At 66.6% G+C, this 12,689-nt stretch carries 9 protein-coding genes and 1 pseudogene; 9 read left to right on the plus strand and 1 reads right to left on the minus strand.

Annotated features, from left to right (window positions below; genetic code table 11):
* Positions 1–20 precede the first annotated feature (20 nt).
* The 8 genes and pseudogenes from aspS (at position 21) to H7U32_RS00770 (ending at position 10,079) form a co-directional block, all read left to right on the plus strand.
* A complete protein-coding gene (aspS, locus tag H7U32_RS00735; RefSeq protein ID WP_204467150.1) occupies positions 21–1,817 on the plus strand; it encodes an aspartate--tRNA ligase in 1,797 nt (598 codons plus the stop codon).
* Between the two features lie 183 nt (positions 1,818–2,000).
* The gene (locus tag H7U32_RS00740; RefSeq protein ID WP_204467373.1) at positions 2,001–2,771 is read left to right on the plus strand and encodes an amino acid ABC transporter ATP-binding protein; all 771 of its coding nucleotides are present in this window, start codon (positions 2,001–2,003) and stop codon (positions 2,769–2,771) included.
* Positions 2,772–2,789: 18 nt separating this feature from the next.
* Positions 2,790–3,641, plus strand: a complete 852-nt coding sequence (locus tag H7U32_RS00745; protein WP_204467152.1) for a glutamate ABC transporter substrate-binding protein — start codon at positions 2,790–2,792, stop codon at positions 3,639–3,641.
* 3 nt (positions 3,642–3,644) lie between these two features.
* Entirely contained in the window at positions 3,645–4,322 is a 678-nt protein-coding gene (locus H7U32_RS00750; RefSeq protein ID WP_204467154.1) for an amino acid ABC transporter permease, read from the plus strand.
* A gap of 5 nt (positions 4,323–4,327) precedes the next feature.
* On the plus strand, positions 4,328–5,464 hold the full coding sequence (locus H7U32_RS00755; protein WP_204467156.1) for an amino acid ABC transporter permease: 1,137 nt from the start codon (positions 4,328–4,330) through the stop codon (positions 5,462–5,464).
* A gap of 137 nt (positions 5,465–5,601) precedes the next feature.
* Complete coding sequence (locus H7U32_RS00760; RefSeq protein WP_204467158.1) at positions 5,602–8,190, plus strand: DEAD/DEAH box helicase; 2,589 nt, start codon at positions 5,602–5,604, stop codon at positions 8,188–8,190.
* A gap of 257 nt (positions 8,191–8,447) precedes the next feature.
* Positions 8,448–8,606 carry a hypothetical protein gene (locus H7U32_RS00765; protein WP_204467160.1) on the plus strand — a complete coding sequence of 53 codons (159 nt, stop codon included), beginning with the start codon at positions 8,448–8,450 and terminating at the stop codon, positions 8,604–8,606.
* 257 nt (positions 8,607–8,863) lie between these two features.
* Positions 8,864–10,079: pseudogene (locus tag H7U32_RS00770) on the plus strand (IS3 family transposase).
* Positions 10,080–10,134: 55 nt separating this feature from the next.
* Here the strand turns inward: H7U32_RS00770 and H7U32_RS10665 are convergent.
* The gene (locus H7U32_RS10665) at positions 10,135–11,337 is read right to left on the minus strand and encodes a glycoside hydrolase domain-containing protein (RefSeq protein WP_306452342.1); all 1,203 of its coding nucleotides are present in this window, start codon (positions 11,335–11,337) and stop codon (positions 10,135–10,137) included.
* Between H7U32_RS10665 and H7U32_RS00780 the strand changes: the two genes are divergently transcribed.
* Positions 11,224–12,609, plus strand: coding sequence for a replication-associated recombination protein A (locus H7U32_RS00780; RefSeq protein WP_204467162.1), 1,386 nt, complete (start codon positions 11,224–11,226; stop codon positions 12,607–12,609). The two genes, H7U32_RS10665 and H7U32_RS00780, sit on opposite strands and share 114 nt — an antisense overlap.
* Positions 12,610–12,689: the final 80 nt, after the last annotated feature.

The following is a 12,689-nucleotide window of genomic DNA, read 5'->3' on the forward strand; positions in this document are numbered from 1 at the left end:
AGAACAGGGAGTAAGCGAAGATGAGCCAGACGGCTTACAGAACACATCACGCCACCGAGGTGACCGAGGCCCTCGTCGGCCAGAAGGTGACCCTCGCCGGTTGGGTCGACCGCCGGCGCGACCACGGCGGCGTGGCCTTCATCGACCTGCGCGACAGCTCCGGCCTGGTGCAGGTCGTCATCTACGACGAGGAGATGGCCCGCCCGCTGCGCAGCGAGTTCGTCATCCAGGTGACCGGCGAGGTGCGCCTGCGCCCCGAGGGCAACGAGAACACCCACCTGGCCACCGGCAAGATCGAGGTCGTGGCCGAGACGATGGAGGTGCTCGCCAAGTCCGACGCGCTGCCGTTCCAGGTGTCCACCGCGCTGGAGAACGAGTCCGAGAACAAGCTGCCGGGCGAGGACGTGCGCCTCAAGTACCGCTACCTCGACCTGCGCCGCCCCTCCATGCAGCGCAACCTGAAGCTGCGTTCCGACATGGCCAAGGCGGCCCGCCACGCCCTGGAGGAGATGGACTTCACCGAGGTGGAGACCCCGACCTTCATCAAGTCCACGCCGGAGGGCGCCCGCGACTTCGTGGTGCCGGCCCGTCTGGTGCCGGGCTCCTGGTACGCGCTGCCGCAGAGCCCGCAGCTGCTCAAGCAGTTGCTCATGGTCTCCGGCGTCGAGCGCTACTACCAGCTCGCCCGCTGCTACCGCGACGAGGATTTCCGCGCCGACCGCCAGCCCGAGTTCACCCAGCTGGACATGGAGATGGCGTACGTGGACCAGGAGGATGTGATGGCCATGGCCGAGAAGGTCATCGCCGCCATCTGGAAGTCCGCCGGCTACGAGGTCGAGCTGCCGCTGCCGCGCATCTCCTGGAAGGATGCGATGGACAAGTACGGCTCCGACAAGCCGGACCTGCGCTTCGGCAACGAGCTCGTGGAGCTCACCGACTACTTCAAGGACACCCCGTTCCGCGTGTTCCAGGCCCCGTACGTGGGCGCCGTGGTGTTCAAGGGCGGCGCCGCCACGCCGCGCCGCCAGTTCGACGCCTGGCAGGACTGGGCCAAGCAGCGCGGCGCCAAGGGCCTGGCCTACGTGGTCTTCGGCGAGAACGGCGAGCTCAAGGGCCCCGTCGCCAAGAACCTCTCCGAGCAGGAGCGCCAGGGCCTGCGCGAGGCCGTGCACGCCGAGGAAGGCGACGCCGTGTTCTTCGCCGCCGGCGGCCGCGAGTCCTCCCAGCTGCTGCTGGGCGCCGTGCGCGTGGAGCTCGCCCGTCGCGAGGGCCTGCTCGACCCGAAGAAGTTCGCCTTCACCTGGGTGGTCGACTTCCCGCTGTTCAAGCCGACCGACGACCCGGACGACGACGACTACTCGATCTCCCACTCCAAGTGGACCTCGATGCACCACCCGTTCACCATGCCGTCCAAGGACTGGATCGACACCTTCGACAAGGATCCCGAGCATGCGATGAGCGACTCCTACGACATCGTCTGCAACGGCGAGGAGATGGGCGGCGGCTCGGTGCGTATCCACCGCGACGACATCCAGGACCGCGTGCTCGACGTGCTCGGCATCGGCAAGGAAGAGGCCGAGGACAAGTTCGGCTTCCTGCTCGAGGCCTTCAAGTACGGCGCGCCGCCCCACGCGGGCATCGCCCTGGGCTGGGACCGCACCGTGTCCATCCTGGCCGGCGCCGACACCATCCGCGACGTCATCGCCTTCCCGAAGGCCGGCGGCGGCCGCGACCCGCTGACCGGCGCCCCGGCCCCGATTTCGGCCGAACAGCGCGCCGAGACCGGCGTCGACTACGACCCCGACGAGGAGGAGTGACCCCTCGCTCCCCGGATGTGCGCAAGCCCCGCTTCGGCGGGGCTTGCCTCGTCAAGGAGGGATGACGGGGCGGCCGGCGGAACGCGTCGGCCGCCCGAATGGGGGACATCCGACGGCCCCGTGGCCGGGGGATTCGATAGGGTGTCCCTTATGACCGAACAGAACAGTGAGATCCAGCGCCCGATGGCGGCGCTCGTGCCCGGCGCGGAGGATCCGCGCAGCCCGCTCGTCGAGCTCTCCCATGTGGAGAAGCATTTCGGCGAGCTCCACGTGCTCAAGGACATCAACCTCACCGTGGGCAAAGGCGAGGTGCTGGTGGTCGTCGGCCCCTCCGGCTCCGGCAAATCCACGATGTGCCGCACCATCAACCGCCTGGAGACCATCGACTCCGGCGTCATCCGCATCGACGGCCGTCCGCTGCCCCAGGAGGGCAAAGAACTGGCGAGCCTGCGCGCCGAGGTGGGCATGGTGTTCCAGTCCTTCAACCTCTTCGCCAACAAGTCGATCCTCGACAACGTCACCCTCGCGCCCATCAAGGTGCGCCACATGGACCGGAAGGAGGCCGAGGACCTGGCCATGGAGCTGCTCGCCCGCGTGGGCGTCGACTCGCAGGCGGCCAAGATGCCCTCCCAGCTCTCCGGCGGCCAGCAGCAGCGCGTGGCCATCGCCCGCGCCCTGGCGATGCATCCGAAGGTGATGCTGTTCGACGAGCCGACCTCCGCCCTCGACCCCGAGATGGTCAACGAGGTGCTCGATGTGATGGTCGAGCTCGCCCACGAGGGCATGACGATGATCTGCGTCACCCACGAGATGGGCTTCGCCCGCAAGGTGGCCAACCGCGTCGTGTTCATGGCCGACGGCCGGATCCTCGAGCAGAACACCCCCGAGGAGTTCTTCGAGCATCCGCAGACCGACCGTGCCAAGGACTTCCTCTCGAAGATCCTGACGCACTGACACCGAGGAGTCTTCCGTATGAAACACCTTGTGAAACGCTGCGTGGCCGCCGTGTGCGCCGCCGCCTGCACGGTGGCGCTGGCCGCCTGCGGCTCCGATGACGAGGCGGGCAAGATCCGCATCGGCATCAAGTTCGACCAGCCGGGCCTGGGCTTCAAGAAGTCCGGCACCTACGTCGGCTTCGACGTGGACGTGGCCCGCTACATCGCCCGCGACCTGGGCTATTCCGACGACCAGATCGTGTGGAAGGAGGCGCCGAGCAAGCAGCGCGAGGCGATGCTGCAGAACGGCGACGTGGACATGATCCTGGCCACGTATTCGATCACCGCCGAGCGCAAGAACGCCGTCGACTTCGCCGGCCCCTACTTCGTGGCCGGCCAGGACCTCATGGTACGCAAAGGCGACACCTCCATCCGCGGCCCCGAGGATTTGAACGGCAAGCGCCTGTGCTCCGTGACCGGCTCCACCTCCGCGAAAACCGTCAAGGACCGTTTCGCCAACGAGGTGCAGCTCATGGAGCAGCCCGGGTACGCCGAATGCGCCACCGCCCTGTTCAGCGGCATCGTGGACGCGGTCACCACCGACGACATCATCCTCGCCGGCCTGGCCGCCGCCTCCCGTGGCAAGCTCGAGGTGGTGGGCAAGCCCTTCACCGAGGAGTACTACGGCGTCGGCATCAAGAAGGGCTCCACGGACCTGGCGCGCAAGATCGACAAGGCCATCAACCAGATGGTCGCCGACGGCTCCTGGGAGCGCGCCATCAAGGACAACACCAAGGGGACCGGCTACACGCCCAACGCCAAGGTGAACCCGCCCAAGGCCACCGAGGGCGTCGGCCATGACCGCGTCGCCACCGGGAAGGAGGACTGACCCATGGACAGCTTCCTCATGCTCTTCTCCGAATACGATGTGCTCCACGCCTTCCTCGTCAACATCGAGCTGACCCTGTGGAGCGCGCTGTTCTCGATGCTGCTGGGCACCGTGCTCGTCATGATGCGCATCTCGCCCATCTCCTCGCTGCGGGCGGTGGCCGGCGGCTACGTCGAGTTCTTCAAGAACATGCCGCTGACCATCATCATGGTGTTCATGGTCCTGGGCGCCTTCGCGCAGCTCAAGCTCAGCTTCTCCGACGTCTTTGCCACGAACTTCTTCTGGCTGGCGGTGTGCGGCCTGAGCCTGTACACCGCGGCCTTCGTGTGCGAGTCGCTGCGCAGCGGCATCAACACGGTGCCGCTGGGCCAGGCCGAGGCCGCCCGTGCGCTGGGGCTGAACTTCATGCAGTCCGCCACGCAGATCATCCTGCCGCAGGCTTTCCGCGGCTCCGTCGCGCCGCTGGGCAACACGCTCATCGCGTTGCTCAAGAACTCCACGGTCGCGGCCGCCGCCTCCGTGTCCACCGAGACGAGCTCGCTGATGAGCGAGATGATCGAATACCATCCGGACGTCATCGTGTCGATCTTCCTGATCTTCGCGTTCGGCTATGTGATCCTCATCATCCCGATCGGCATGCTCACCACATACCTGTCCAACAAGCTCGCGGTGAGGAGGTGACCGCCATGACCAGCAAACACAACGCCGCTTCGGCGTCCTCGTCCGTGCTCTTCGACCAGCCCGGCCCCAAGGGCCGCCGCCGCATCATGGTGCTCAACTGGGTGGCCGCCGCCGTCTTCGCGGTGGTGGTCGTGCTCGTGCTGCTGCGCCTGCACAACCCGCCGGATGGCGAGAACCAGCTCGACTGGGCCCTGTGGAAGCCCGCGCTCGAGGCCGAGGCCTGGACCGACTTCTACCTGCCCGGCCTGTGGATGACGGTCAAGGCCTCCGTGCTGGCCGTGATCGGCTCCGTGGCCTTCGGCCTGGTGTTCGGCATCGGCCGTCTGCTGCCGAACGTCGCGCTGAGGGTCATCTCCGGCGCCGTCGTCGAGTTCTGCCGCGCCGTGCCCGTGCTGCTGCTCATGATCTTCTTCTGGCGCTGGTTCGCCTTCGCCGGCATCCAGGAGGCCAGCTACTGGGCGGTGGTCCTGGCCCTGGTGCTGTACAACGGCTCGGTCGTCGCCGAGCTCGTCCGCTCCGGCGTCGGCAACCTGCCCTGCGGCCAGCGCGAGGCGTCGCTGGCGCTGGGCCTGACGCAGACGCAGTCGCTGATGCAGGTCGAGGTGCCGCAGGCCATCGTCGCGATGCTGCCCGCGGCCGTCACCCAGCTCGTCGTCGTGCTCAAGGACACGGCCCTGGGCTCGATCATCATGTACACCGATCTGCTGCAGGAATCCCGCCGCCTGGGCTCGATGTACTTCAACATCCTGCAGACCCTGGTGGTGGCCGGCGTCGTGTACTTCATCGTCTGCTGGCTGCTGAGCCGGCTGGCCGAATGGCTGCCCTCGCGCATGCAGCGCATGACCGCCGCCCCCGCCGAGCTGGAGCCGCTCGCGCCAATCGCCGCCGGCGACCCGTCGAACGTCAACCAGATCGCCGTGGCCAAGGAGGTCGAGGAACGCCCGCTGCGCGGCACGCCGCGCCAGTACCACGTCCACCATCGCGGCACAAACGCCTCGATCCGCAACTGGCGCCAGTCGCGCTACGAGCAAGGCTACGACGAGACCCATCCCGAGTCGCAGATCGACCCGCGCACCGGCAAACGGTACCGCGACGAGCTGCCCGAGGGCGGGGAGTCCGCCGCGCGGCCGGAATCCGAGTGAGGGACCGGCCGGCAGGCGCAGTCCGCGCCGGCCGGCCCACGGGAGCGCCCCGCCGCATCGGCCGCGGCGGGGCGCTCCCGCCATATCGGGCGCCCGGGCAGGACGGCCGATGCCGGCTGGCCGCTAGACTGACGGGTATGACCGACGAGAAGACCAGCACCTTCGGCTCGCTGGGGGCGCTCGCCCCCGCATGGGACGGCGAAGGACGCGCACGCAACCTCACCGACGACGACATCTACGAGCGGTTCTTCGGCTGGGTGGCGGATACCAAGGGCATCGAACCCTGGCCCCACCAGGAGGAGGCCATCATGGACCTGTTGGCCGGGGACCATGTGATCCTCAATACGCCCACCGGCTCCGGCAAATCGATGGTGGCCCTCGGCATGCACTTCGCGGCCCTGTGCACCGGGCGGCGCTCGTACTACACGGCGCCGATCAAGGCGCTCGTCTCGGAGAAGTTCTTCGACCTGGTGGAGGCCTTCGGGCGCGACAACGTCGGCATGATCACCGGCGACACCCGCATCAACGCGGACGCGCCGATCATCTGCTGCACCGCGGAGATCCTCGCCAACCAAGCGCTGCGCGAGGGCGAGCACGCGGACGTGGGGCTCGTGGCCATGGACGAGTTCCACTACTACGGCGACCCGGAACGCGGCTGGGCCTGGCAGGTGCCGCTGCTCACGCTGCCGCAGACCCAGTTCCTGCTCATGAGCGCCACGCTGGGCGACGTGACCGCCATCGCGGACAAGCTCGCCGACCTGAACGACACTCCGGACGTGGACGTCATCGCCGACGCGCCCCGGCCCGTGCCGCTGAGCTACGAATACACGCTCGACCCGCTGGAGAAAACCGTCGAGCTCGCCTTCCGCGAAGGCTCCACACCGATCTACGTCGTGCACTTCTCCCAGGACGCCGCGCTGGAGACCGCGAACGCGCTCGCCTCCACCGGAGTGTCCAGCAAGGAGCAGCGCGCCGCCATCGCCGAGGCCATCAAGGGCGTGCGCTTCACCACCGCCTTCGGCAAGATCCTGCAGCGGCTGCTGCGCGCCGGCGTCGGCATCCACCACGCCGGCATGCTGCCGCGCTACCGCCGCCTGGTCGAGCAGCTCGCCCAGCAGGGCCTGCTGCCCGTCATCTGCGGCACCGACACGCTGGGCGTGGGCATCAACGTGCCGATCCACTCGGTGGTGCTCACCGCCCTGACCAAATTCGACGGTTCGAAGATGCGCCGGCTCAAGGCCCGCGAATTCCACCAGATCGCCGGCCGCGCCGGGCGCATGGGCTTCGACACCAAGGGCCTGGTGATCGCGGAGGCGCCCGAATACGAGATCGAGAACCAGAAGGCCATCGCCAAGGCGGGCGGCGACCCGAAGAAGCTCAAGAAGGTCAAGCGCAAGAAGCCGCCGGAGGGCTTCGTCACCTGGAACGAGCACACCTTCGACCGGCTCATCGACGCGGCGCCGGAGACGCTGGTCCCGCACCTGAAGATTACGCATGCCATGGTGCTCAACGAGGTGGAGCAGGGCGGCGACGCGCGCCGGCGCATCGACCGGCTCATCGACGACTCCGCGCAGACCCCCGAGCAGAAGGAAAAACTGCACCAGCGCGCCGACGAGATCTTCGCCACGCTGTTCGACACGGAGGTCATCGAAGCCGAGGACGACGGCCACGGCGGCACCGACTACTTCATGACGATGGACATGCCGGACGACTTCGCGCTCGACCAGCCGCTGTCCCCATTCCTGCTGGCCGCGCTCGAGCTGCTCGACCCCGAATCGCCCACGTACGCGCTCGACGTCATCTCGATGGTCGAGTCCACGCTCGACGATCCCAAGCAGGTGCTGCGCGCCCAGGAGCGCGCCGCCCGCGACAGGGCCATGGCCGACATGAAGGCCGACGGGCTCGAGTACGAGGAGCGCATGGAGAAGCTCGCCGACATCACCTACCCCAAGCCCCTGGAGGAGATGCTCGACGCGGCCTTCGCGCAGTACCGCCACGACGTGCCGTGGGCCAACGACTACTGGCTTTCCCCCAAATCCGTGGTGCGCGACATGGTGGAGACCGCCTCCGACTTCACCGGCTACATCGCCCGCTACAACATCGCCCGCTCCGAGGGCACGCTGCTGCGCTACCTGTCGGACGCGTACCGCGCGCTCTCCCGCACCGTGCCGCCGGAGAAACGCGACGAGCAGCTCGACGACATCATCGCCTGGCTGCGCGTGCTCGTGCGCTCCATCGACTCCTCGCTGGTGGACGAATGGGAGCATGCCGGCGAGGCCGACGCCTCGCTCGACGCCTCCGAGGCGGCCGCCAGCCTCGCCGCCCCCGGACGACGCGACGAGGTGGTGGAGGACCGGCGGGGACTGACGGTGCTGGTGCGCAACGCGCTGTTCCGCCGCGTGACGCTTATGGACCTGGACCGGCCGGAGGAGCTGGGCGCCCTGGACAAGGACTGGGGCTGGGGCGTGCACGAGTGGGAGGACACGCTCGACGACTACTACGACGAGCACGAGTATGTGGAGACCGGCGCCGAGGCGCGCTCCGGTGAGTTGTTCATCCTCGACGACCGGCACGAGCGCGACGAGCACACGTGGCGCGTGCGCCAGGTGATCGACGACTCCGACGGCGACCACGACTGGGCCATCACCGGCACCGTCGACCTCGACGCCACCCAGGAGTCCGGCGAGGTCGTGTTCGTCGACTACCACGTGGGGCCGGTGAGCTGATTCATTGGGGCGCCCACCGTGCGGTGGTTCGTCCACGATGCGGTGGTCCCACGATGCGGTGGCGCTGAATTCCAACAATTCTGACCACCGCACGGTGGGGCTGCCACCGCATCGTGGGCAATATCATGCAGGCCGGTATTCGCGGCGCTTATCCCGAAACTGTCTCATCGCCCTGGTGACGAAGGTTTGGGACTTTCTGTGCTTCATTGCTTACGCTGGGCACGTCTCTTCCTGTTATTTTCGTGGTTTTGCTCCCGTTGGATCTCGACACCAATGTCATCGAGTTCACCAAGGACCCAAACCACGGTCGATACGGGTATCTGATCGGTGTGCGCGACGTCGACGAGGAAGGGTTGAGTGTGGGCGGGGAAGGTGTGGCGGCGAAACCTGCAGATGATGCAAAAGGTTCTGCGTAAACATAACGGATTGGTGAAACGGAAAGTGAGGTACATAGCTGAGTGATGTCTGAGATATACTGTGCTTGAATGATACGTCGCAGAAGAAGTCTGACCGAGGATTAGAGATGTTGAAATTGTGTCAAAGGTAAGAAGTGCTGGCAAGTAGAAGGAAGGTATTGATGAATGTAATTCTCCGCTATATTCGATGTAATCCCATTGATATGGCCTGATTTTTGTTCCGTGTTTCCCCTGACTGGATGGGAGATGATGGGATCATGGGCAAGGGCATGCGGTATACGCCGGAGTTCTGTCAGAAGGCCGTCGGGCTTCTGGTGGAGTCACGGGAGTCGCATTCATCCGAGACACGCGCGTTGGCGCAGGTCGCCGGGAACCTGGGCGTGGCCCCGGAGACGCTGCGCCGTTGGCGCAGCCAGGCGGACGGGGCCGCGGCCGCGCGGTCCGCGCAGGACGTGCAGGCCGCGCTGGAGGAGCTCAAGCGTCTGCGCGGGGAGGTCGTCGAATTGCGTCGGGCGAACGAGATCCTGACGACGGCGTCGGCTTTTTTCGCGGCAAGGCTCGGCCCGGCACGGCTCTGATGGCCGCGTGCATCGACGGGCATCGGGATCGTTTCGGGGTCGGGTCGATCTGCCGGGTCCTGTCCGCGGCCCTGGACTGCGGGTTCCTCACGCCGCGAGGCTGCCGCCGGTTCAAGAGCAGGCCGGTAAGCCGCGTGGTCGCGCGTCACGAGGCTCTGGCGCGCGGCATCATGCAGATCCGCTCGGACTTCTTCATGGCCGTGTGCGGGTACGGGAAGATGCGCGCCCGGCTGCTGGCGCGGGGATGGACGGGGATCGGCCGTGACCAGGTCGCGCGGATCGTGCGCGGACTGGGCGTCCGGGGTGTGCGCCGCGGACGCGCGCCCGCGGCCGCCCGGCCCGCCAAGGGCGCGGGCGGCAGGCCCGGCCTGGTGGAGCGCGGGTTCCGGGCGTGCGCGCCGGACCGGCTGCATGTGGCCGGCATCGCCTACGCGCGCATGGCCGGCGGCCGGTTCGCGTATGCGGCGTTCGTCGCCGACGTGTACGCGCGTCGTATCGTCGGCTGGGCGTGCGCCGCGAGCATGAACACGGAGGAGCTGCCCCTGCGGGCGTTGGAACGGGCGGTCTCCTGGGCGTCGAGGCGCGGCGGCGCCCGGGGGCTCGTGCGCCACGGCGGCCACGGCGCCCTGTACATCGGCACGGTGTGCGCCACCAGGGTGATGGAGTACGGGATGCTCCCGTCCACGGGCATGGTCGGCGACTCGTGCGACAACGCCATGGCCGAATCCGTCGACGGCGCGTACAGGACCGAGCTCGTCTGGCGCGGCAGGCCCTTCCGCAGTCTGGACGGGCTGGAACTGGCCGCGTTCCAGTGGGTCTCGTGGTGGAACACGAAGCGGCTCCACCAGTCCCTGGGCTACAAGACACCACAGCAGGTCGAGAACGAGTACTATGAACACCAGGCAGCACAAGCTGCCTCACTATAAGGGCGGAACAAAAACCAGGCCAGTTCATAACGTTGTGACGCACATATGTGCCAAATCCACCTCTTCATTAGAGATATCGACCATGGATTGGCGCCAGGAGCCGATATAGCGATCCAACGCCTCGATGATTTTTGCGGATTCCGTGTCGGCTTCAAGAACCTTTGCATCGGCGCTGCGGAAGTTTTCCACAGCCATGGACCACTTCAGAGTGGATTTGTTCCCGCCGACGCGTAGATAGTACTTAGATAAATATTTCAACATACACTCCCAGGTAGGGACGGTATTCCAGATTCCGGTCGTACCATTTGGGATATAATCTCTTCCAACTTTACCCTGTGCGCGCAATTCATCGAAACGCTGTTCTAAATGCCAGATGAGGTCAATGGCATCCATCTGGGTGTAATCTGTCCCCTGATTAATTTCGCTGCCGCCGGCTGACGGTTGCCTGACGTAGGATACTGCTTCCATCTTGCCTGAATAGGCAACTCGGTCCAGATCCCAACCTTGGTTCTTGTAGTTACTGATTTCGGTGAACTGGTCGTATACCCAGTTATCCGGAATTGGGAATCCCGGATTGCCCGAGAATTCTGTCGACATATCCGATACGAAGGCCACGCCAGCCTGTCCGGCATTGATGACGCGGCTGCAGATATTGCGCGAAGCGTAGATGCCGACCTTGTACCCTCCGCCAAGATTTGCCAGTATGGACTTGAAATACGGCAGGATAGTGCTGGTCACCTGGTCGTCGGTGGCATCGAAGTCCACGGCGAAGTAAATGTGAGTGGGCGGAATGCCCAGACGTTCGGCTGCCTCACGCGCGGCCTTGGCATGGGCGGCTCCGTTCGCCGGTGTGAAATGCTCCAGCTTCGTGGAATACTCCTGGAAGATCGGGTAGAATTTCATGCCGCCCTTGGTGATGCGCTCCAACTCGCCGGGGCGGATCGCCTTGAAGTAGTCCTTGGGATCCAGCGATTCCCGGTTCGGCTCGGTCAGATAGCGGCCGACAATCTGGTAGCCGTCGGCTTTCAGCGTTGCCAGTCGTTCGTCGGTGATCTCGAAGCGCGTGTCGCAGTCGGTCGAACAGCTGTTCGAGCGTGCGGTAGAGTGAGGGGTATGAGCGAGGAACAGGACCTGTTCGGGGCGACGGACGCCCCCCGTGACGTGACGCGCCCGCTGGCCGTGCGCATGCGCCCAGCCACCCTGGACGAGGTGGTCGGCCAGCGCCAGGTGCTGGGGGAGGGGTCGCCCCTGCGCCGCCTCGCCAACCCCGCCTCGAAGGGCAGCCTGACGGCGCCGAGCTCCGTTATCCTGTTCGGCCCTCCCGGCGTGGGCAAGACCACGCTCGCCTACATCGTGGCCCGGCAGTCAGGCCGCGTGTTCGAGGAACTCTCCGCCGTCACCTCCGGCGTCAAAGACGTGCGCGAGGTGCTCGCCCGCGCCCACGAGCGGCTCGTCGCCAAAGGCGAGGAAACCGTCCTGTTCATCGACGAGGTGCACCGCTTCTCCAAATCCCAGCAGGACGCGCTGCTGCCCGCCGTGGAGAACCGTGACGTCACCTTCATCGGCGCCACCACCGAGAACCCCAGTTTCTCCATCATCAAACCGCTGCTCTCCCGCTCGGTCGTCGTCAAGCTCGAATCCCTGGAACCGCAGGAACTGACCGAACTGGTCACCCGGGCGCTCGCCAGTTCCCACGGGCTCAAGGGCGAGGTGAAGGCCACCGACGAGGCCGTCGCGGAGATCGTGCGCATGGCCGGCGGCGACGGCCGCAAATCCCTGACCATCCTCGAGGCCGCGGCCGGCGCCGTCACCGGTGACAAGGCGCGCGCCAAGGGCGCCCGCCGCCCGACGATCACGCCCGAGGTCGTCTCCACCGTCATGGACGTGGCCACCGTGCGCTACGACAAGGACGGCGACGACCACTACGACGTGATCTCCGCGTTCATCAAGTCGATGCGCGGCTCCGACCCGGACGCCACCGTCCACTACCTGGCCCGCATGATCCGCGCGGGGGAGGACCCCCGCTTCATCGCCCGGCGCATCATGATCGCCGCTGCCGAGGAGGTCGGCATGGCCGCCCCGCAGATCCTGCAGGTCACGGTCGCCGCCGCCCAGGCCGTGGCCCTGGTCGGCATGCCCGAGGCGCGCATCATCCTGTCGGAGGCGGCGCTCGCCGTCGCCACCGCGCCCAAGTCCAACGCCAGCTACCTGGCCATCAACCAGGCGTTGGCGGACGTGGACGCCGGCCATATCGGCGCGGTGCCGCTGCACCTGAGGAACGCCCCCACCAAGCTCATGAAGGAATGGGGCAACCACGAGGGCTACAAGTACGCGCACGACTGGCCCGGTGCCGTGGCCCCGCAGCAGTACCTGCCCGACGACCTGAAAGGCACCGAGTACTACCATCCGAACGACCGCGGCTACGAGCATGAGGTGGGCCAGCGCCTGGCGCGCATCCGGCCGATCCTGCACGCCGGGGACGAGCATGCCGGCAGGTGAGCCGGCGCGGCCTGGTTTGTCCAGCCACGGCGACTACAGTTCCAAGCCGGCCGTCATCGCACGGCCCACGACGAACCAGT

It is taken from the genome of Bifidobacterium pullorum subsp. saeculare (genome assembly GCF_016899725.1).
Classification (GTDB): domain Bacteria; phylum Actinomycetota; class Actinomycetes; order Actinomycetales; family Bifidobacteriaceae; genus Bifidobacterium; species Bifidobacterium pullorum_C.

Excerpts from the sequence above, each read along its gene's own strand:
- aspS (WP_204467150.1), top strand. The coding sequence starts at position 21 with ATGAGCCAGACGGCTTACAGAACACATCACGCCACCGAGGTGACCGAG.
- H7U32_RS00740 (WP_204467373.1), top strand. The coding sequence starts at position 2,001 with ATGGCGGCGCTCGTGCCCGGCGCGGAGGATCCGCGCAGCCCGCTCGTC.
- H7U32_RS00745 (WP_204467152.1), top strand. The coding sequence starts at position 2,790 with ATGAAACACCTTGTGAAACGCTGCGTGGCCGCCGTGTGCGCCGCCGCC.
- H7U32_RS00750 (WP_204467154.1), top strand. The coding sequence starts at position 3,645 with ATGGACAGCTTCCTCATGCTCTTCTCCGAATACGATGTGCTCCACGCC.
- H7U32_RS00755 (WP_204467156.1), top strand. The coding sequence starts at position 4,328 with ATGACCAGCAAACACAACGCCGCTTCGGCGTCCTCGTCCGTGCTCTTC.
- H7U32_RS00760 (WP_204467158.1), top strand. The coding sequence starts at position 5,602 with ATGACCGACGAGAAGACCAGCACCTTCGGCTCGCTGGGGGCGCTCGCC.
- H7U32_RS00780 (WP_204467162.1), top strand. The coding sequence starts at position 11,224 with ATGAGCGAGGAACAGGACCTGTTCGGGGCGACGGACGCCCCCCGTGAC.